Raw genomic sequence first — 20,267 nt, 5'->3', positions numbered from 1 at the left:
TAGCAGATTCGCTGCGCTCGCTCCCCCCTTTCCTGAAGAGGGAGGGCAACCGATAAAACCCCTTAGTTTCTTAGCCTCTCGTCAAAGGAGTCACCATGAAACAGTTCAAAACGCTCGCATTCCTCTCCCTCACACTCCTCGCTTCCGCCGCGCTGGCGCAGACCAAGCAGGTCATGGGCGTTTCGATTCCCTCCGCCGATCACGGCTGGACGGCGGGCATAGTTTACTGGGCCAATCAGGCCAAAGCCGAACTCGAAAAGCAGTATCCGGGGCTGACCGTCATCGTCAAGACCGCCAAGGACGCCAACGAGCAGGCCAACCAGATTCAAGACCTGTCGGCAGTCAACAAGATCAACGCGCTGGTGATCTTGCCGCAGGAAAGCGCTCCGCTGACCCGTCCGGTGGGCAACCTCCAGAAAAAAGGCGTGTTCACAGTGGTCGTTGACCGCGCCCTGACCGACCCCACCGCTCAGAGCGCCTACGTGGCGGGCGACAATCCGGGCCTCGGTAAAGTCAGCGCCGAGTACGTGGGTAAAACGCTGGGCGGCAAGGGCAACGTCGTGGTGCTGCGCGGCATCGCCACCGTGATCGACAATCAACGGGTGGACGGCTTCGAGAGCACCCTCAAGGCCAAGTACCCGAACGTCAAGATTCTGGACAAGCAGTACGCCAACTGGAACCGCGACGACGGCTTCAAGGTCATGCAGGATTACCTGACCCGCTTTCCCAAAATCGACGCGGTGTGGGCACAGGACGACGACATCGCCGTGGGCGTGCTCAAGGCCATTCAGCAGGCCGGGCGCAAGGACATCAAGTTCGTGCTGGGCGGCGCGGGCATGAAGGAAATGGTCAAGAAAGTCCAGGACGGCGATCCCCTCATCACCGCCGACGTGACCTATCCGCCCACCATGATCCGCGACGCCATGCAGCTCACCGCCAAGTCGATCATGACCAAGGCGGCCATGCCCAAGTCCACCATCATTCCCAGCGTGCTGATTACCAAAGCCAACGCCGCAAAGTTTTACTACCCGGATTCACCGTTCTGAAGTTCTGAAGCGATGGGGCGGGCCAGATGCGCTCGCCCCTTTGTGTTGCCTAACCTGCTTTTCAGTTTGAAGGCAGGGAATTTGGGACAATGAACCCTGCTTCTCAAGACCATCATCCGAACCTACTCAGGAGGATTTCCTATGCTCAGACCCATCACTTTGTTTACCGGCCAGTGGGCCGATTTGCCCCTCGCCGAACTCGCACCGCTGGCCAAACAAATGGGCTTCGACGGCCTGGAACTGGCCTGCTGGGGCGATCACTTCGACGTGCAGCGGGCGCTCAAGGAAGACGGCTATGTCCAGAGCGTGAAAGACCTGCTCGCCCAGCACGGTCTCAAGGTCTACGCCATCGGCAATCATCTGGTCGGGCAGGCCATCTGCGACCTGATTGACGAGCGCCACAAGTCGATTGTGCCCGCCCACGTTTGGGGCGACGGCGATGCCGAGGGTGTGCGCCAGCGGGCTGCCCAGGAAATGATGGATACTGCCCGCGCCGCTCAGAAGTTGGGCGTCAGCGTGGTGACGGGCTTCACGGGTTCAAGCGTGTGGCACAGCATTTACGCCTTCCCGCCCACCGATCAAGCCTACTGGCAGCGCGGCTTCGACGACTTTGCCAAGCGCTTCACTCCGATTCTGGACGTGTTTGAGGAAGTCGGCGTCAACTTTGCCCTGGAGGTTCACCCCACCGAGATCGCCTTCGACACCACCACGGCGGAGCGGGCACTGGAAGCGGTGGGCCAGCACAAGCGCTTCGGCTTCAACTACGACCCCAGCCACCTGGCGTATCAGGGCGTGGATTACGTGGGATTCTTGCGGCGCTTCCCCGACAGGATTTACCACGCCCACATCAAGGACGTGTGGTGGAATCACGGCAGCGGTGAGGTGGGCGTGTTCGGCGGCCACACCACCTTTGGTGACGGCAGGCGCTTCTGGGACTTCCGCTCGGTAGGGCGCGGCGACGTGAACTTTGAAGCCATCATCGTGGCGCTGCACGACATCGGCTACGCGGGGCCGCTGAGCATCGAGTGGGAAGACGCTCGGATGGATAGAGTCTTCGGGGCCACCGAGAGCGCCGCCTACACCCGCAAGCTGGACTTCCCCGCCTCGGACGTGGTGTTCGACGCGGCCTTTGCCAAGGATGAAGCGTGAGCGACTATCAACGCCCTTTAAGACTGGCGATGGTCGGCGGCGGCAAGGACGCCTTCATCGGCGCGGTTCACCGGCACGCGGCGGCGCTGGATGGGCGCTATGAGTTGGTGGCCGGAGCGCTCTCCAGCACGCCGGAACGTTCCAAAGCCTCGGCTGCGGCACTGGGCCTGCCGCCGGAGCGCAGTTACAGCACCTGGGAAGAATTGCTGGCGGGCGAAAAAGGCCGAGAAGACGGCGCGGAAGTCATCAGCATCGTGACGCCCAACCACATGCACTTTCCAGTGGCGCTGGCCGCCGTTCAGGCCGGGTTTCACGTCATCTGCGACAAGCCGCTGGTGCATACATTGGCTCAGGCGCAGGAACTTCAAGCGGCAGCCGAGCAGGCCCAGAGCGTGTTTGCTGTCACCTACAACTACTCCGGCTACCCGCTGGTGCGCCAGGCCCGCGAGATGGTGCGCGGCGGGCAACTCGGTGAGATTCGCAAAGTCATTGCCGAGTACCACCAGGGCTGGCTGGCCGCTGGAAGCGAGGGCAAGCAGGCCGACTGGCGTACCGACCCGGCCCGCAGCGGCCCCGCCGGAGCGCTGGGCGACATCGGCACACACGCCGAGCAACTGATCAGCTTTGTAACGGGATTGGAGATGGAGGCGGTGGCCGCTGATTTGACCCACTTTGTCGCGGGCCGGGCGCTCGACGACGACGCCAACATGCTGCTGCGCTTTGAAGGCGGCGCGAAGGGAATGCTCAGTGTTTCGCAAATCGAGATTGGCCGCGAGAACGACTTGCGTCTGTCGGTCTTTGGCACTAAAGGCAGCCTGAGCTGGCGGCAGGAAGATCCCAACGTGCTCATTTACGACCAGCTCGACGCCCCGCGCCAACTGCTGACACGCGGCGGGCCGGGGCTGGGCGCAGCGGCAACGGCGGCCACCCGCCTGCCTGCCGGACACCCCGAAGCGTTTATCGAGGCATTTGCCAACATCTACAGCGACGTGGCGGACGACATCTGGGCGAGGCAGCGGGGCGAGAATATTGAGACGCTCTACCCGACCCTGCAAGACGGCGTGCAGGGCGTGGCCTTCGTTGAGAAAGTGCTGGAAAGTGCTGGGATGGATGGAAGGTGGGCGAAATTCTGAAGAGAAGAGCTTAAAACCCCCGCCCCGCCCACAGGCCCGCGCCGATCAGTCCGGCGTCTGAGCCGAGTTCGGCGTGAACCACTCGCGGCTGATAACGCTCGGGAAACTGGGCGAGGCTGTCTTGCACCCGCGCCAGATAACCGCCGCGCAGGCCCACGCTGCCGCCCAGCGCCACTTTGGTGACGCCCAACAGCGCGGCGATGTCGGCCACCTTCCAAGCGATTAACGCGGCCGAGCGGCGGTACACGGCGTCGGCCCGCTCGTGGCCCGCTTCGGCAGCGTCAGCAAGGGCGCGGGCGTCGGGCAAGCCCAATGCCTGAGCCTGCCTGCCCAGCGCCGTGCCGCTGGTTTCAAATTCCAGCGGCCCCAGTGCGCCGAGGGGCGGCACCTCAGCGCCCGCATGCCAAATCGCAGGCACGCTGACAAAACCCAATTCAGCATCCAAACCGTTGGCCGCCAGATGAAGCTGCCCGCCCAGAATCAGCCCCGCGCCGACGCCGGTGCTAACGGTGATGAACATAAATTCGCTGGCCCCACGCCCCGCGCCCGCCGCGTACTCGCCCCAAGCGGCGGCGCGGGCGTCGTTGAGCGCCGAGCAGGGCAAGCCGAGCGCCGAGGCGAAGGTGTCAGCCAGGGGGATGTCGGTCCAGCCGGGGAAGGTGTGGGCAGCGGTGGCGGTCACGCGCCCAGCCGCCACCGCGCCCGCACAGGCCACGCCCACGGCGGCAGCTCGCCCGGCCAGCGGCGCGGCCAGTTCGAGGGCCGCCGCCATCACCGCGTCCGGCGTGCTGGGCTTGGGGGTGCGGGCCTCGCGGCGCTCAGTGACGCGCTCGCCCACAATGAGGGCCGCCCGGAGCGACGTGCCGCCGATGTCAACGGCCAGAAGGGGCATGGAGTCAGAAGGCATGGCTCAATTTTAAGCGGAAGCGCCGGCCCCCAGAAGCTCTAGACTCAACTCCACAACCTTAACTTGATCGCAGGAGGCCCAATGGACTTACAACTCACAGGAAAAACGGCGCTCGTGACGGCGGCCAGCGCAGGTCTGGGGTACGCGACGGCGGCGGCGCTCTCGGCGGAGGGAGCGCGGGTGGCGATCTGCTCTCGTGATCTGGCCCGCGCTCAGGCAGCGGCCCAACAGATTCAAGACGCGAGCGGCAACGAAATGCTGGCTTTTGGGGCCGACGTTGCCAGCGAAACCGACTTGACCCAGCTCTTTGCCGAAATAGACGCGGCTTTTGGCAAGCTCGACATTCTGGTATGCAACGCGGGCGGGCCACCAGCGGGCAACTTCTCGGCACTCAGCGAGGCGCAGTGGGCAACAGGTTTTCAACTCACCCTGATGAGCGTGGTCAGAAGCGTGCGGCTGGCCTTGCCACTACTGAAAACGGCGGGCGGCGGGCGCGTCCTGACCATTCTCAGCAGCAGCGTCAAGAAACCGATTGACAACCTGACTTTATCGAACACCTTCCGGCCCGCCGTGCAGGGACTGTGTAAGAGTCTGTCGCTGGAACTGGCGGGCGATAACATTCAGGTGAACGGCTTAGCGCCGGGGCGCATTGAAACCGGGCGGATCAACGAGCTGGACGACGCGCTCGCCGCCAAGCAGGGCAAGAGCCGGGCTGAAGTTCGGGCCGCTTCCGAGACCCAGATTCCAATGAAGCGCCTCGGCCAGCCGGAAGAATTTGGGCGGGTGGCGGCCTTTTTGTGTTCGCCCGCCGCCAGCTACGTCAACGGCAGCGTGCTGCTGGTGGACGGCGGGGCCGTGACCAGTTTGTAGACACTGCTTTACGGACACTGACTTTACGAATACTGCCAAAGTTTGGGCCTGGGCCGCACGCCCGGATGTGACGCCCATGTCAGAAGCGGTGTGGTTTGCTGAAGGCATGCAAGCTGACCCCAAACACCTGACTGTTCACGCGGTTGGGCCGATTCGCGCCGCCGAGCAGGGCACCGAATACTTGGAATGTGAGACTTCACTCGGCACCATCGCCATCCTCGGCTCGGAGCGCAGCCGCTGGAATATCGGCGTGGTGGAAGCCGAAGAATTGCCGTTTGAAGCGGTCATGTTTTGCGTTCCTGCCCAGAGTGGAGCGCACGCGTACTGGGTACCGGAAGAAACCACCTTGTTTTTCCCGGCGATCTGAAGGCACTCAAAAGCGTTTTTTGACCCATGATCCGGTACACAGACTGAAGCGGGTGAGCTGAGGGCGCAGAACTCCCCTGCCCTGAGCTCACCCGCTCGGCTTTGCCTTTAGAATGAAGGGGACTTGTTTGCTCGCCTGCCCCTCCCCTACCCAACGACTAACCCGCACAGGCGGGCGTGTCTGTTTGGCAAACACGGCCCTTACTGCAATCTCGGGGGCCGTTTCGGGCTATTCAGTGGTGAGTTGACCCTGCCCCCTCCGCTTCCAGACCACCAAAGGAGTCCTGCCCATGCGCCCCCTCTCTGAACTCTTGCAAACCGACGACTTTACCCGCCGCCACATTGCCCCCAGCCCCGCCGAACAAACCGAGATGCTGCGTGAGCTGGGCGCTGACACTTTGGAAGCCTTCATCGCTTCGGTCGTGCCCGCCGCCATCGTGCGCCAGAACGAAATGCAGGTGGGTGGCCCAGTCACCGAGGCGCAGGCGATTGCCGACTTGAAGAAAGTGGCGAGCAAGAACAAGGTGTTCAGGAGCTACATCGGGATGGGGTACAGCGGCACGCACACGCCGCCTGTGGTGCTGCGTAACATCTTGGAGAATCCGGGCTGGTACACCGCCTACACGCCGTATCAGGCTGAGATCTCGCAGGGGCGGCTGGAAATGCTGCTCAACTTTCAGCAGATGGTGATGGACATGACCGGCATGGAAGTCGCCAACGCCAGTCTGCTGGACGAGGCCACCGCTGCCGCCGAAGCCATGACGCTTGCCAAGCGCACGGCCAAAGCCAAGGGCAACGTGTTCTTTGTGGCCGACGACGTGCATCCGCAGACGCTGGACGTGATTCGCACGCGGGCCGAGTACTTCGGCTATGACGTGGTGGTAGGCGCAGCGGACACCGAAATGCCAGAAGGCACTTTTGCGGCCCTGATTCAGACCCCCGGCACTCACGGGGACTTGCACGACATCACCCCGATTGCCGAGAAGTTGCACGCTTCGCAAGCGGCGCTGATCGTTGCCACCGATCTGCTGGCCTGCGCCTTGGTGACCCCGCCCGGTGAGCAGGGGGCCGATATTGTCATCGGCAACTCGCAGCGCTTTGGCGTGCCGATGGGCTTCGGCGGGCCGCACGCGGCGTTTCTGGCTTGCCGCAGCAGCTATCAGCGCTCGATGCCGGGGCGGGTGATTGGCGTCAGCAAGGACAGCAAGGGCAAAACTGCGCTGCGAATGGCGATGCAGACCCGCGAGCAGCACATCCGGCGCGAGAAGGCCACCAGCAATATCTGTACGGCTCAGGCGCTACTGGCGAACATGGCCGCCGCCTACGCAGTGTGGCACGGGCCGGAAGGCATTAAGACGATTGCCGAGCGGGTGCATCTGCTGACGGGCATGCTGGCGAAGGCCTTGACCAATGCCGGATTGAAGCCGAGCGAGAGCTTCTTTGACACGCTGAGCTTCGAGGGCGATCAGGACGCTATTCGGACACGGGCAGAGGCGAAAGAAATCAACTTCCGGTACAGCGGCGGCAAGATCGGCGTCAATCTGGATGAAACCGTCACCGTTCACGACCTCGCGGATATCATCGAGGTCATCACCGGGCAGGCGGCAGATATGGCGGTGATGGAAGCAGGCGCAACCGAGGGCATTCCGTCCAGCCTCCAGCGCTCCACGCCGTTCCTGACGCACCCCACCTTCAGCGCCCACCACTCCGAGCACGGCATGTTGCGTTACCTGAAGCTGCTGGAGAACAAGGATTACAGCCTGACGCACGGCATGATTCCGCTGGGAAGCTGCACCATGAAGCTGAACGCCACCACCGAGATGCTGCCGGTGACGTGGCCGGAACTGGGAGCCATTCACCCGTTTGCGCCCACCGACCAGACGCAGGGGTACGCCGAGCTGCTGGCCGAGCTGGAACGCTGGCTGGCCGACATCACCGGGTACGACGCCGTGAGTTTGCAGCCCAACAGCGGGGCGCAGGGCGAGTACGCGGGCCTCTTGACCATTCGCAAGTACCACCAGAGCCGGGGCGACTCACACCGCACCATCTGTCTGATTCCGGCCAGCGCCCACGGTACCAACCCTGCCAGCGCGGCCATGATGGGCATGACGGTGGTGGTGGTCAAGACCGACGCGGACGGCAACATCGACTTTGCCGATTTGACCGCCAAGGCCGAGCAGCACAGCGACAACCTAGGCGCACTGATGATTACCTATCCCAGCACGCACGGGGTGTTCGAGGAGAACGTGCGCGAGGTCTGCGAGCTGATTCACCAGCACGGCGGGCAGGTCTACCTCGACGGGGCCAACATGAACGCGCAGGTCGGGTTGACCAGCCCCGGCTTCATCGGCTCGGACGTGTCGCACCTGAACCTCCACAAGACCTTTGCCATTCCGCACGGCGGCGGCGGGCCGGGCATGGGGCCGATCGGGGTCAAGGCGCACCTGACGCCGTTCTTGCCGAACCACAGCATTCGCCCCACGTCTGAAAGCCACACCGGAGCCGTCAGCGCCGCGCCGTATGGCAGCGCCAGCATCCTGCCGATTTCGTACCTGTACATCCGGCTGCTGGGGGCGGCGGGCCTGAAGCGCTCCAGCGAGGTCGCCATTCTGAACGCCAACTACATTGCCCACAAGCTGCGCGGGGCGTATCCGGTGCTGTACGCCGGAGCAGGCGGGCGGGTGGCGCACGAGTGCATCATCGACATCCGGCCCTTGAAAACGGCCAGCGGCATTACCGAGGAAGACATCGCCAAGCGGCTGATGGACTACGGCTTTCACGCGCCCACCATGAGTTTTCCGGTGGCGGGCACGCTGATGATCGAACCCACCGAGAGCGAGCCGAAAGCCGAGCTTGACCGCTTTGTGGAGGCCATGCTGGGCATTCGCCGTGAGATTCAGGAAGTGGAAGACGGCCTGATTGCCGCCGAGGACAGCCCGCTGCGGCACGCGCCGCACACGCAGGACGACCTGATCGCCGCAGAGTGGAACCGGGCCTACAGCCGCGAGGTGGCGGCCTTTCCCGCGCCCGCGCAGAAGCACTGGAAATACTGGCCGAGCGTGAACCGCGTGGACAATGTGTACGGGGACAGGAATTTCGTGTGTAGCTGCCCGCCGATGGAGGAGTGGGTAGGAGCTTAGATTTATAATGAGTTGAACAAAATATGTTAAAAGTCAGTGCCAAGGAAACTCATTAGCAAATGCCGTGAAATTTAAACACTTTACCCCGAATTCATCACAAGCGTCTGGAACTTTACATCTATCGCTCTGTTGTTTTCGGGGTTTTTCATCTGAAACGGCCACTCCGTCCTTTATCAAAGCTGCTGCGATAATGAAAGGGTCTGCGTGATTGCGCTCTGATTCAGGATCAACCAAAGACGGACATCTAGCCATTATCTCTTGAGCACATACAAATATCTCATTAGACATCGGTATTACAAGGCCCATTTGTGTCTTGACCCATTCTTTTGCAGGACTGTTGTGTTTATCCAATTCCATCTGAACGGTAGAGTCTGTTATCATACTACCAGATTTGATAGCGCCATCTATTGCAGACCAAATATGATCGTAAAGTTTTATCTCACGTGGATTCCAACTGTATAGGCGGATGAATATATTAGTATCAATGACATAAGTGGTCACTCAGTATCCATCCATTTTGTGTGTGATGCATTTTTTATATCGGAGTAATGGTTTATATTAGTATTTAAGTAGTCGCCAATATCGCTTGCGCTTATCAGACCACGATCCAGTGACTCAACCACAGCTCCAGAAAATAATTTGCCATTGTCCCTTACAATCAAACGGTAATGAGGAACAATCGCCTTTTTCGACTTATTAGCCTCGGCTGTTTGGCGATAACCGTTTCTAATATCAGATAATATGGCAAAGAAAGTGTTTTCTCTTATCTTTCCCATATCGAACATCTTCCTTAAAATAACCTCCGAGCTAACACAGTACTGAGATGCGATAGCGCTAATATGACTGTTATCGTAGGTTTGATTGCCTTCTAAAAAACGGTTAGCCAGGTCATCACTGGGCACAAGAATCTCACTAGCGACCTTATTGCAGAAATTTTCTATATCCGAGTGGTCACTGTCTGTTAAAAATCCTTCGTCGAAAAAATCTGAAGACACTCCCCCTTTCCTCAGAACTAGGTGAACGAACTCATGCATTAGCGTAAAAACTTTGGAGTTGGGAGTGTATTTTCCGTTCAAAAGTATAAATGGAAGAAAATCTTCACTTACGCATAAACCGATCATTTCTTCCTTATCTACTTTGCTCGTCTGAAAAACAAGTATGTCCTTCTTTTCAAAAACCCCTATCCAATTATTTAAGGCTGTGTACTTTCCGGCCCAAGCTAGTTGGGTTTCTATATCGACGCCAAGCCAGCCCCTTACCTTTGCTGCCGACTCTGAAATATCGGCGTCAAGGGTAAAGAATAGGTTGAGGCTACGGACTTCTCTATTCAGGAGTTGAAATAGTTCAAGCGTATCTCGTCTTCTTTTTTTAGCTCTGCGTATTTCAATCAGAAGCTTACCAGAATAATCTTCTTTTCTTTTGTTATTGACGCTTCTAAAATCCGACAAGGGCGGATCAGAAGCAGGAGGCACAGGAAGTAGAAAAGCTGCCAATGATCTTTTATATGCACCCGCCGCAGTCCTAAGTTGGGGGAAGGTGAGATATCTCTGACCACGTTCGCAATCTTCCAACTTCTCAGTGTTGATCCCTATTTTTCTTGCTGCTTCATCGAGACTTAATCCAGCAGTTTCCCGCGCCCAAGTTAATAGCGCAGGATTTAGTTTTGCCTCTACAGACTTGCTCATCACAAGATTCTCCGACGGTACCCACAATAAATATGACACAGGGGCTTACCTGTGACTACGTTTGGTCAACGATCAGCCCCATCCTCCGCTTTTGCTCGGTGATGGGCGCGGGGCGGGGGGCTAGGGGCTAGGGTGTGGGATAAACTCCTGCCATGACGCAACTTCCAGACGACTTTCGGGAATTTCTGGAGGCACTTAACGCCCATCAGGTACGGTATCTGGTCGCTGGCGCTTTTGCGCTGGCGGTTCACGGCCACCCGCGCTACACCAAAGACCTTGATATCTGGGTGGAGGTCAGCGATGACAACGCCACCAGAATTCTCGCGGCCTTGGAAGAGTTTGGATTTGGAAGCCTCGGGCTGAGTCAGGCCGACTTTCTGACTGAAAATACGGTGCTACAACTTGGGTACGAACCGACCCGAATTGACCTTCTGACCAGCCTCGACGGCGTTTCCTTCAGCGAAGCCTACCCACGCCGGGTTATGGCCTTCCTGTCCGGTACGCAAGCGCCCGTGCTGGACGTAGAAACATTCAAGGCAAACAAACGGGCCACTGGCCGCGCCCGTGACCTCGCCGACATCGAAGCACTGGAGTAAGCACATGACTGAGCGCGTTCGTACCATTAAAAAATTCCGGTTGGGCGAGGAACCCAAGGAAAGCGTCCACTGGCTGACCCGCCCCATCCATGAACGGATTGCCGAGGTGTTCCGACTGCGGGCCCTGTGGCCGGGCACCGATCAGCCGATGCGCCGAGACGTGGTGCGAATAATCAAACTGGGTGAGAAGTAGACGCCCGCGCCATATACAGCCCCTGTCTCTATTCCGGCTGGGTAACTTCTGACACCCGTACCAGTCGGCCATTCGTCGCCAATTCGCCATAATGAATTGACCTCAGCAGTTCTAGTGCCTCCAACCGCTCGGCGAGCGGGTCAACCAGTACTCCAGGTCGCCGCTCTGCGTTTCAAACGTGGCATCTTCCAGAATGGCGCGGTTCATGCGGGCGTCTCGCATTATCCGTCAGAGCAGGCGGTCCTCGGGGCTGGGTTCTACTTTGGGGGCTTTGGCGAGAACAGCGAGGAAGGCTTCACGGTTGCCTTTCGCGGCCCGCTCCAGCAAGTAGTCCTCAGTTTTGAGGGCCGTGACTTTCTCTGCTACTGCCAAAGTCACCAGCTGATTGATGCTCACGCCTTCCTGCTGGGCCAAGAGCTTGAGCTGGAGATGGAGCGAATCAGGGAGCCGGACACTGAGAGCCGTCATGTTGAACCTCCAAGCAAAGCGAGAAATTGAGCGGGCGTAATCACCTGAACGCCGAAGCGCTCGCTGCCGCGAAAATCGCGGAGATTGAAATCGCGGAGATTGAAAGTGATGATGTATTCGCAGGCGGCGTTCGCGGCAAGTTCAAGCACCATGTCATCTTTTGCATCACGCACTTGTGGACGCCACAGGAAATGAATGCGTTGAGAGGTTGCAGCGGCGCACAAGTAATTGAGCAGTGTTTCTACGTCCTCCACGGTGTAACCGATTTGGAGTGCCTCCCGCTTGAGGACACTCTCGTATTCCAACACCAACGGTACAGAGAGCATCATCTCAAATTGTCCAGTTCCTACTTGTTGAAGAAGCGCGTTAGATGCCCCAGACTCTGATCTGAGCGCCGAGTAAATAACGTTGGTGTCTATAACGACGCGCATACAAATATGGTATCACAGGTGTATCCACTTTCAGAACTTGCCCCGACCTCCGTTTTGGCTCGGTGGTGGGCGCGGGGCAGTTTTCAGAAGCCGATTCCCTTACGAGAACGAAAGCCATCCGTTCGCCAAATTTTTTGCGGCTCCCCTTTGCGGCCCGTGCCTGCAAATAAGCTGAACCCCCTACTGCTCCACAAAAAATGCAAGCAGCCCGAGCGCCGCCGCTTCCAGCTCGGTCAGCACCGTCAATTCCTGCACCGGCTCCTCTAAACGCCGCGCGGTCATCGTGCACGACTTGCCCTGTGCCAATCCAACCTTAACCTTTCTTGTTTTGCCTGCGCTGCCCGAAGCGTTAGGCTCATGACACCTTCCCGCGCCCGGCGGGTCAACTCACGCTCCGCTGACTTGTTTGTTTTCTAATATCAGTTCGGCACGGCCCGTTCAGACTCCTTCACCAACAGCCTCATTCTCAAGCAGTCCAAAGCGGTGAATCCAAACCATGAATAAGCAAACCCCCAAACCAGCGCCGAGTGGGGAGCATTCGGCCCCGGAACCCAAAACCGCAGACCTCAAGGTGGCAGACCCCAAGAAGGTGGCGACCCCCAAAACCGCTGTCCCGAAGAGTAAAGGGACAGGCAAAACGCCGCCCAGCAGCGTGGGCATTGAGACCCAGAGCACCAGCGCGGTGGGTGACAGCACGTACCTCAACCGCGAACTCTCATGGCTGGCCTTTAACGAGCGGGTTCTGTTTGAAGCGCAAAACGAGAGCAATCCCCTGCTGGAGCGCCTAACCTACGCCGCCATCTGCGGCAGCAACCTCGACGAGTTTTTTATGGTGCGGGTGGCGGGCGTCCACCGCCAGATCGCCGCCAACGTGACCACCAAGAGTCTCGACGGCCTGCTGCCCAAGGAAGTGCTGAACTTGGTGCGCTCCCGCACCCACGTGATGTTGCAAGGCATCGAAAAAGTCACCCGCAGCATTTTCAAGGCGCTGCAAGAGCGGGGCGTAGAAATTGGGCGGGTCAAGGATTTGGGCAAGCGGGCGCGGGCCACGTTGCGCGAGCAGTACCTCTCGCAGATTCAGCCGGTGCTGACGCCGCTGATCGTCGACCCCAGCCACCCATTTCCGTATATCAGCAACCTCAGCCTCAATTTGGCGGTGCTGATCGACGCCGGAGCGGGCGAAGACCCGGAGTTTGCCCGCGTCAAGGTGCCGGTGGGCGTGCTGCCGCGCATCGTCAAATGCGGCGGTCAGTTGCTGCTCCTCGAAGACGTGATCGCCGAGCATCTCAGCGAGCTGTTTCGGGGCCGCATGGTGCTGCGCTCGCACGTGTTCCGCGTGACCCGCAACACCGATTACGAGTTTGACGAAGAAGAAGCCGAAGACCTGCTCGCCACCATCGAGGACGGCCTGCGGCGGCGGCGCTTCGGCTCGGCGGTGCGGCTGGAAGTCACCCGTGACATGCCTGTTCCGATGCTCGAATTTCTCAGAAGCCGCCTCAAGCTCGCTGACGAAGACATTTTTGAATTGCAAGGCCCACTCGGCACCGCCAACCTGATGGGCCTTCCCGTCGAGCGCCCCGATTTGCAGTTCCCGACCTTCTCGCCCCGCGTACCCGACCTCGGCGGGGAGGACGACGAGGGCATCTTTCACACCCTGAGCGGCGGCGACGTGCTGCTCCACCACCCCTACGACTCGTTTACCAATGTGCTGGCCTTCGTGCAGGCGGCGGCCAACGACCCCGACGTGCTGGCGATCAAGCAGACCCTGTACCGCACCGGAGACGACCCGCGCCTGATCGGAGCGCTCAGGACCGCCGCCGAGAACGGCAAGCAGGTGGTGGCCCTGATCGAACTCAAGGCCCGCTTCGACGAGCAGCGCAACATCTCCTCGGCGCGGCAGCTTGAGCGGGTCGGGGCGCACGTGGTCTACGGCGTCAGCGGCCTCAAGACGCACGGCAAGGTCACTTTGGTGGTGCGGCGCGAGGGCGAGAAGCTCAAGCGCTACGTGCATATCGGCACCGGCAATTACAACCCCAAGACCGCCCGCATCTACACCGACCTCTCGCTGCTGTCGGCCCGCGATGAGCTTGGAGAAGACGTGGCGGCGCTGTTTAACCACCTGACCGGTTACGCCGAGGCCGATTACAACTACCTCTTGGTGGCCCCCGATACCGCCCGCAGTGGATTCCTGAAACTGCTGGAGCGGGAAGCCGCTAACGTCGCGGCGGGCAAACCCGGCTGGGCGCGGCTCAAGTTCAACCAGCTCACCGACCCGCAGATGATCGAGGCGCTCTATAAAGCCTCGCAGGCAGGCGTCAAGGTGCAACTGATGGTGCGCGGCGTGTGCTGCCTGCGCCCCGGTGTGGCGGGCTTTTCCGAGAACATCGAGGTTCGCAGCTTGATCGGGCGCTTTCTGGAACACGCCCGCATCTACGCTTTTGCCGGAGACGCCAGCGAGCATAAATCCCACACCAAAGCCAGCAAAGACCGCGCCCCCGACGTGTATTTTGGTTCCGCCGACTGGATGAGCCGCAACCTCGACAGGCGGGTGGAAGTGATTGCCCCACTGTTTGACGAGAAGCAGAAAGTCAAGCTGCTGAGCTTGCTCGACACCGAGTGGGCCGACACACGCGGCGCGTGGGTGCTGGCGGCCAGCGGCGAATACCTCAAGCTCAGCGGTGACAGCAGCGCTCAAGCCGCCTTCATGGGCGCGGAAGAATTGCCGACGGCCCGGACTTTGGGGTAGAACCTCCCAACTCAGACGCTGCTGGCCCGCCCCTTATTCTGGCGGGCCAGCGTACTTTGGCCCTACGTACGGCCCGCTGCCTCTTAGCCCTTCACCCATCTGCCGCATCGCCTGATTCAGCCGCGCTTGCCGCACACTCAGCCACACCCCGACGCCGATAAATCTGCCCAATAACAGGAGTCCCATACAGCTGAGTATGCGTCCCAACTGACACAGGTTCCCAACGTTCCTTGCCGCACGGCCAGCACTTTGGCCCGCCGTTATACTGCTGAACATGACTTCTGCGCGTACCTCAACTCTGACCACTGCCCAAATCCGCGAGAAATTTCTGCACTTTTTTGAATCCAAAGAGCATTTGCGCTTGCCTTCGCACTCCAGCATCGCCCCCGACCCGACCACGCTGTTTACGGTGGCGGGGATGCAGCCGTTTAAGCCGCAGTTCATGGGCGCTGCCGCCAAGTTTGAAGAGGGCGCGAGCAAGCGCGTGACCACCGCCCAGAAGTGCATCCGGGTGGGCGACATCGAGAACGTGGGCCGCACCCGCCGCCACCTGAGCCTGTTTGAGATGATGGGCAACTTTTCGTTTGGCGATTACTTCAAGCGCGAGGCGATTGCCTGGGCCTGGGAATTTCTGACCGGGCCGCAGTGGATGAACATGAGCGCCGAGCAGATGTACGTGACCATCTACGAGGACGACGATGAGGCATTCGGCTACTGGACGCAGGACATCGGCCTGAACCCCAGCCACATTCACCGCTTTGGCGCGGACGAGAACTTCTGGCCCGCCGACGCGCCCGCCAAAGGGCCGAATGGGCCGTGCGGGCCGTGCAGCGAGATTTTTTATGACCGTGGCCCCAAATACGGCGACGATTCGTGGGCCGATTACCACCAGACCCGCGAGAGCGCCCGCTTTCTGGAAGTCTGGAATCTGGTGTTTCCGCAATATGACCGCCAGGAACCGCAGGCGGACGGCACGCCAACTTTGAAAGATTTGCCGTTCAAGAACATCGACACCGGCATGGGCTTGGAGCGCGTCGCCAGCGTGGTGCAGGATGTTCCCGACTTTTACAGCAACGATGTATTTTTGCCGCTGATCGAGAAGATTGCCGAGCTGTCGGAGAGGCCTTATGAGGGCGAGCAGAGCGTGTCGCACCGGGTGGTGGCCGAACACGCCCGCGCCGTGAGCATGACGGTGGCCGACGGCGTGGCGCTGAGCAACACCGGACGCGGCTACGTGATCCGCAAGATTTTGCGCCGCGCTTCTCGGCACGCCTACCTGCTGGGCCTGCGCGAGCCGAGCATCTACAAACTGGTGCCGCTAGTCGTGCAGAGCATGGGCGAGGCGTATCCAGAATTGAAGGAAAACCAGAGCCGGATTGAAGCGGCACTGAAAGGCGAGGAAGAACGGTTTTTGCGGACGTTGGAGAGCGGTATTCAGCGGTTGGATGCCTTGCTGAATCAGCAGGAAAAAGGCAGCGTATTGAGTGGTCAAGACGCCTTTACCCTCTACGGAACCTACGGCTTCCCCATTGACCTGACCCGCGAGATTGCCGAGGAGTACGGCGTCAGCATTGACGAGGCGGGCTTTGACAAAGCGCTGGCCGAAGATCAGGAACTGGCACGGGCGGGCAGCAAGTACGGCAAGTCCGAACTCTTCGGCGGCGCAGACGAAACGCTCGCGGACGTACCGCCCACCGAGTTTGTCGGCTACGGGCAGCTTGAAGCGTCGGGATTGGTGCAGGCCATCCTCAGCGGCGGTGAGAGCTTGCCTCACCTTCCGGCGGGCAGCGAGGCACAGGTGGTGCTGCACCGCACGCCCCTGTATGCCGAGGGTGGTGGCGAGGTGGGTGACACCGGACGGCTGGAATGGGACGGCGGCGAAGCGCAAGTCTTAGACACCCACAAGACCGCGCAGGGCGTCTTCCTCCACCGCGTTCTGGTGCAAAGCGGCGAACTGGTGGTGGGCCAGAAGGTGCAGGCCAGCGTCAACCCCGAGCGCCAAGCAACTGAGCGCCACCACACCGCCACCCACCTGCTCCACGCGGCCCTGCGGGCGATACTGGGGAGCGGCGTGCAGCAAAAAGGCTCGCTGGTGGCCCCCGAACGCCTGCGCTTTGACTTCTCGCACGGCGCGGCCCTCAGCGCCGACGAACTCAGTCAGGTGGAGCAACTGGTCAACCGCTGGATCACCGCCAACTTCGCCGTGACCTGGCAGCAGTTGCCGATTGCCCAGGCGCGGGCAGCGGGGGCGATGGCCCTCTTCGGCGAAAAATACGGTGACGTGGTCAGAATGGTGACGGTGGAAGGCGGCGTGCCTTACGGCAGTGCAACCGTGACCAGCTTAGAACTCTGCGGCGGCGCACACGTGGAGCGGACTGGCGATATCGGCGCGTTCGTGATCGTGGGTGACGAAAACGTGGCGGCGGGCGTGCGGCGCATCGAGGCCCTCACCGGAGACGTGGCGGCCCGCTGGGTGCGCGAGCGCCTCACCTCTGCGGGCAAAGCGGCCAGCAACCTGAATACCAGCCCTGAGCAGTTGCCGGAGCGGGTGGCGCAGCTTCAGGCTCAACTCAAAGCGGCTCAGCAGGAAACCGTGCAGGTGCGCCGCCAGCTTACTCAGGCCCAGATGGGTGGGGCGGGCGAAGGCGGTACGCAAACCCGCGAGCTGGGCGGCTTCAAGGTGGCAACGGCGCGTCTCAGCGGCATTGAAGCGGGCGAGCTACGCGGCGCGGCAGACAACCTGCTCGACAAGAGCGGCGCGGATATGGCGATTGTGGTGGGCGACAAGGGCTTAGTGGTCAAGGCTACCAAGGACGCCGTGACGCGTGGCGCACACGCGGGCCAGCTCATCGGCAAGCTGGCGGCGGCAGGCGGCGGCAAGGGCGGCGGGCGTCCTGATATGGCACAGGCGGGCGTGCAAGACCCGGAAGCGGCACTGGGAGCGCTAGAAACAGCGTTTTAAGAGAGTCCAAACCGAAAAGAACTCCGGCCACCCTGCGCCGGAGTTCTTTTATTTGGAGGGTTTGGCAGTCGCTCAGGCGCTTTGCAGCCGCAGCCGCGTGGGGCAGGGCTGGGCCTTCGCCACAGCCAGCTCGGTGACGCACAACTCGGCCCAGTCGCTTTCCGCCGCGTTCAGGTTGCCGCGCCGCTCAAGCAAATACTCCTGCACGCGGGCCATGCTGAGGGTCTGTTCGGGGATGCGCTGGGCAAGCGCACCAGCGCGGGCTTCTGGCAGTTCGGGAAAGAAACGGCGCAGCATTCCGGCAATTTGGGCGGTACTGGCGTTGCTGATCTGAATGTGGCGATCAGCCCGGCCCGGACGGATCAGCGCTGGATCGAGGTCGCCGAGGTGGTTGGTGGTCATGAAGGTCAGGCGGCCCTCACCCGCAGCCACGCCGTCCAGCGCGTTGAGCAAGCCGTTGAAGCTCAGCTTGACGCTGGGGCTGCGCGGTTCGCGGCCCTTGAACACGGCGTCGATGTCTTCCAAGAGCAGCAGGGCGCGGTTCGGCAAGCTGGAGAGCAGGGCGCTGAGCCGGTCATCCGAGAGGTCGGGCGTAGCCAGATTCAGCACGCAAATGTTCAGTCCCGCTGCGCCTGCCAGAGCCGCCACCAAGCTGCTTTTGCCGTTGCCGGGAGGGCCGTGCAGCAAGTAGCCTCGGCGGTAAGGAATGCCCATCTCGGCGTACCAGGCCTGATCGGTGCCAAATTCCAGCACGTCGGCCAGCACGTTTTCGAGCAGATCCGCCGCGTAGACCAAGCTGCTCAGGGGCCGAACCTTGCGGCGCTCGGCCACCTGCCAGTCGTTGTACTGGGGAATATGAATCTCCAGTTTGCCGCTGTTGGCTCCAGCAGTGGCCGTGTACGCCTCGCGCAGCAGCTCCGGCAAAATGTGGCGGGAAGCCGCGAATAGCCGCAGGGTCAGCGTCTGGGTGTAGCCGAGCAGCCGCTGATCCTGACCGCTCTGTTTTTCGCGGCTGGGACGGGCCAGCAGCCAGTGGCCCCGGTAGCGCAGCAATGTCTGGCCGCTGAGCGGAATCAGGCGCACGGTGATGTCGTCGCCGTCAGCGTCGGTGCCCACCGGCAGATTGTGGCCGCCGAGTTGCTCGTTATAGCGCGTGACAATCCCGAGGTGCCGCAGCCGCTTACCCTGCGGCTGGGCCGCCAGCCAGGCGGTCAGCCAGGTGTAGGCCACGTCGTCGCCCTGCACTTCGATGGTGAGGGTCAGGCGGTTCTTGAGGCGCTGAATGATCTCGCTGGGCAAGTTGCGCAGGTAAGCGGCCACCGCGCCCAGAATGCCGAGCATCAAACCCCCCTGAGCGAAGGCGTTACCGCTGAAGGTCGTGGAAATCAGGTGAATAAAATCTTGAAAAAAAGTATGCAACATAGCAAGGGGGCGCTGCCAGTGCAGAGGCAGGCATTCTGAGGGGAAGCAAAAGTTGAACAGCGGGGAGGCCGGAAGCCAGTCGCGCCGCAGTAGCTTGACCCTTCAACTTTAGCGGCAGCCTCACGCTTACGCCTGTGCCAAATGGAGGCGCAGAGCTAGGCCAACTGGCTCAGCTCTGCGCCTCCGCTTTCCAGGCCATCCACAACTGGGCAGGCTGCGGCACGAAGCCAACAACGTCGTTGATGGCGATCATAGGGGCATTGGTGGCATCGTTGCCGGTCTTGACGTGCAGATAGCCGCGCCGCTTGGCTTCGCTGAGCGCCAGCAATTTGAGTGCCAAAGCCAACCCCTGACGGCGGTGAGCGCGGGCCGTAGCGGTGAAGCCAGTCATCAGGGTGTCTGGCTGGGCGCTCACTGGATTGAGTTGCGACAGGCCCACGATTTCGCCTTCCCTGACTGCCACAAACCACAGCGAGAAATCAAGGTTGGGATTGGCGTGAATAGGTGTCCAGTAGCGCTCAAAGCTGGGGAAGGTAAACACTTCGTCCGGCGGATGCGGCTCGTCTTGGCTGGCCGATTCATCGAAGGTGTAGAGCTGCCGCTCTTTATCGGGGGCAGCGTACTCGGCAAAGGTCAGTAGCTGGTAGCCGCCCGCTTTTGCCCGCGCTAGGGCCGAATCGAGGCCGCTCAGATTGGCGTCGGCCAGGTTGAGCGCCGACTCGCGTTCACGCTGCTCCTCCACAAAACCGCGCTCAATCAGAAATCTGAGTGACCGCGACGCGTCCTCACGCACCGAGCTAAACAGCTTGATGGCGCTCAGGCTGCGCAATTCTTCTTCCAACCGTTCCCAAATGTGCTTGCCGATGCCCTGCCCTTGCCATTCAGGCTTTACCTGCACGTTCACCGCAAACTTCTGCGGGTGAAACATCCACTCCTGCTGGGTATACACGCCAAGCCCAACCGCTTGCCCACCGACTTCAGCAACGTAACGCCGCAACACCAAATCCGCTCGGCGGTTGGCGTTCTGGCGCTGCACGTCGGCCAGTGTAGTTGGCTCATCGGGGTGAAGGCGGTTGTGAAGCGCCACCCGGAACGGCAGATCGTCCGGCGTAGCTGGCCGCAAGGTGAGTTGAATCATGCTTGAGGGTCTAGC

General features: G+C 60.7%; 18 protein-coding genes. 10 read left to right on the top strand and 8 right to left on the bottom strand.

Annotated features, from left to right (window positions below):
- Positions 1 to 95: 95 nt before the first annotated feature.
- The 3 genes from EHF33_RS11295 (at position 96) to EHF33_RS11285 (ending at position 3,328) form a co-directional block, all read left to right on the top strand.
- On the top strand, positions 96 to 1,046 hold the full coding sequence (locus tag EHF33_RS11295; protein WP_124871447.1) for an ABC transporter substrate-binding protein: 951 nt from the start codon (positions 96 to 98) through the stop codon (positions 1,044 to 1,046).
- A 141-nt stretch (positions 1,047 to 1,187) separates the two neighbouring features.
- Positions 1,188 to 2,195 carry a sugar phosphate isomerase/epimerase family protein gene (locus EHF33_RS11290; protein WP_124871445.1) on the top strand — a complete coding sequence of 336 codons (1,008 nt, stop codon included), beginning with the start codon at positions 1,188 to 1,190 and terminating at the stop codon, positions 2,193 to 2,195.
- Positions 2,192 to 3,328, top strand: coding sequence for a Gfo/Idh/MocA family protein (locus tag EHF33_RS11285; protein ID WP_124871443.1), 1,137 nt, complete (start codon positions 2,192 to 2,194; stop codon positions 3,326 to 3,328). The genes EHF33_RS11290 and EHF33_RS11285 overlap by 4 nt, the downstream gene beginning before the upstream one ends.
- Before the next feature lie 10 nt (positions 3,329 to 3,338).
- On the opposite strand, the gene EHF33_RS11280 is transcribed toward EHF33_RS11285, so the two are convergent.
- On the bottom strand, positions 3,339 to 4,235 hold the full coding sequence (locus EHF33_RS11280) for an ROK family protein (protein ID WP_124871440.1): 897 nt from the start codon (positions 4,233 to 4,235) through the stop codon (positions 3,339 to 3,341).
- A gap of 81 nt (positions 4,236 to 4,316) precedes the next feature.
- Between EHF33_RS11280 and EHF33_RS11275 the strand changes: the two genes are divergently transcribed.
- The 3 genes from EHF33_RS11275 (at position 4,317) to gcvP (ending at position 8,611) form a co-directional block, all read left to right on the top strand.
- Entirely contained in the window at positions 4,317 to 5,105 is a 789-nt protein-coding gene (locus EHF33_RS11275; protein WP_124871437.1) for an SDR family oxidoreductase, read from the top strand.
- Positions 5,106 to 5,211: 106 nt separating this feature from the next.
- Entirely contained in the window at positions 5,212 to 5,472 is a 261-nt protein-coding gene (locus EHF33_RS11270; protein ID WP_124871434.1) for a hypothetical protein, read from the top strand.
- A gap of 289 nt (positions 5,473 to 5,761) precedes the next feature.
- Positions 5,762 to 8,611: an aminomethyl-transferring glycine dehydrogenase gene (gcvP, locus tag EHF33_RS11265; RefSeq protein ID WP_124871431.1), complete on the top strand. Its 2,850-nt coding sequence runs from the start codon at positions 5,762 to 5,764 to the stop codon at positions 8,609 to 8,611.
- Positions 8,612 to 8,644: 33 nt separating this feature from the next.
- On the opposite strand, the gene EHF33_RS11260 is transcribed toward gcvP, so the two are convergent.
- A complete protein-coding gene (locus EHF33_RS11260; protein WP_124871427.1) occupies positions 8,645 to 9,112 on the bottom strand; it encodes a DUF4411 family protein in 468 nt (155 codons plus the stop codon).
- Positions 9,109 to 10,296 (bottom strand): helix-turn-helix domain-containing protein, encoded by a 1,188-nt coding sequence (locus EHF33_RS11255; protein ID WP_124871424.1) that lies wholly within the window; start codon positions 10,294 to 10,296, stop codon positions 9,109 to 9,111. The genes EHF33_RS11260 and EHF33_RS11255 overlap by 4 nt, the downstream gene beginning before the upstream one ends.
- A gap of 152 nt (positions 10,297 to 10,448) precedes the next feature.
- Between EHF33_RS11255 and EHF33_RS11250 the strand changes: the two genes are divergently transcribed.
- Positions 10,449 to 10,892 (top strand): hypothetical protein, encoded by a 444-nt coding sequence (locus EHF33_RS11250; RefSeq protein ID WP_124871421.1) that lies wholly within the window; start codon positions 10,449 to 10,451, stop codon positions 10,890 to 10,892.
- Positions 10,893 to 10,896: 4 nt separating this feature from the next.
- Entirely contained in the window at positions 10,897 to 11,085 is a 189-nt protein-coding gene (locus tag EHF33_RS11245) for a hypothetical protein (RefSeq protein ID WP_124871419.1), read from the top strand.
- Positions 11,086 to 11,313: 228 nt separating this feature from the next.
- Here the strand turns inward: EHF33_RS11245 and EHF33_RS11240 are convergent, their stop codons facing one another.
- Both EHF33_RS11240 and EHF33_RS11235 read right to left on the bottom strand, forming a co-directional pair.
- A complete protein-coding gene (locus EHF33_RS11240; RefSeq protein ID WP_124871415.1) occupies positions 11,314 to 11,553 on the bottom strand; it encodes a toxin-antitoxin system HicB family antitoxin in 240 nt (79 codons plus the stop codon).
- A complete protein-coding gene (locus EHF33_RS11235) occupies positions 11,550 to 11,984 on the bottom strand; it encodes a putative toxin-antitoxin system toxin component, PIN family (protein WP_124871411.1) in 435 nt (144 codons plus the stop codon). Before EHF33_RS11235 ends, EHF33_RS11240 begins: the two co-directional genes overlap by 4 nt.
- Positions 11,985 to 12,480: 496 nt before the next feature.
- On the opposite strand from EHF33_RS11235, the gene ppk1 reads away from it, so the two are divergent.
- Positions 12,481 to 14,730, top strand: a complete 2,250-nt coding sequence (gene ppk1, locus EHF33_RS11230) for a polyphosphate kinase 1 (RefSeq protein WP_124871408.1) — start codon at positions 12,481 to 12,483, stop codon at positions 14,728 to 14,730.
- A 33-nt stretch (positions 14,731 to 14,763) separates the two neighbouring features.
- Here the strand turns inward: ppk1 and EHF33_RS21110 are convergent, their stop codons facing one another.
- Positions 14,764 to 14,916, bottom strand: coding sequence for a hypothetical protein (locus tag EHF33_RS21110; protein ID WP_164473460.1), 153 nt, complete (start codon positions 14,914 to 14,916; stop codon positions 14,764 to 14,766).
- Between the two features lie 88 nt (positions 14,917 to 15,004).
- Here EHF33_RS21110 and alaS point away from each other — a divergent pair, with 88 nt between their 5' ends.
- On the top strand, positions 15,005 to 17,692 hold the full coding sequence (gene alaS / locus EHF33_RS11225) for an alanine--tRNA ligase (protein ID WP_124871405.1): 2,688 nt from the start codon (positions 15,005 to 15,007) through the stop codon (positions 17,690 to 17,692).
- Between the two features lie 72 nt (positions 17,693 to 17,764).
- On the opposite strand, the gene EHF33_RS11220 is transcribed toward alaS, so the two are convergent.
- Both EHF33_RS11220 and EHF33_RS11215 read right to left on the bottom strand, forming a co-directional pair.
- Entirely contained in the window at positions 17,765 to 19,114 is a 1,350-nt protein-coding gene (locus EHF33_RS11220) for a BCS1 and AAA domain-containing protein (protein WP_124871402.1), read from the bottom strand.
- A gap of 169 nt (positions 19,115 to 19,283) precedes the next feature.
- Positions 19,284 to 20,252: a GNAT family N-acetyltransferase gene (locus EHF33_RS11215; protein WP_124871398.1), complete on the bottom strand. Its 969-nt coding sequence runs from the start codon at positions 20,250 to 20,252 to the stop codon at positions 19,284 to 19,286.
- Positions 20,253 to 20,267 lie beyond the last annotated feature (15 nt).

It is taken from the genome of Deinococcus psychrotolerans (assembly GCF_003860465.1).
GTDB classification, from domain to species: Bacteria; Deinococcota; Deinococci; order Deinococcales; family Deinococcaceae; genus Deinococcus; species Deinococcus psychrotolerans.
Note: the sequence above shows the minus strand (reverse complement) of the source record. Positions and strands in the feature narration are given on the sequence as shown.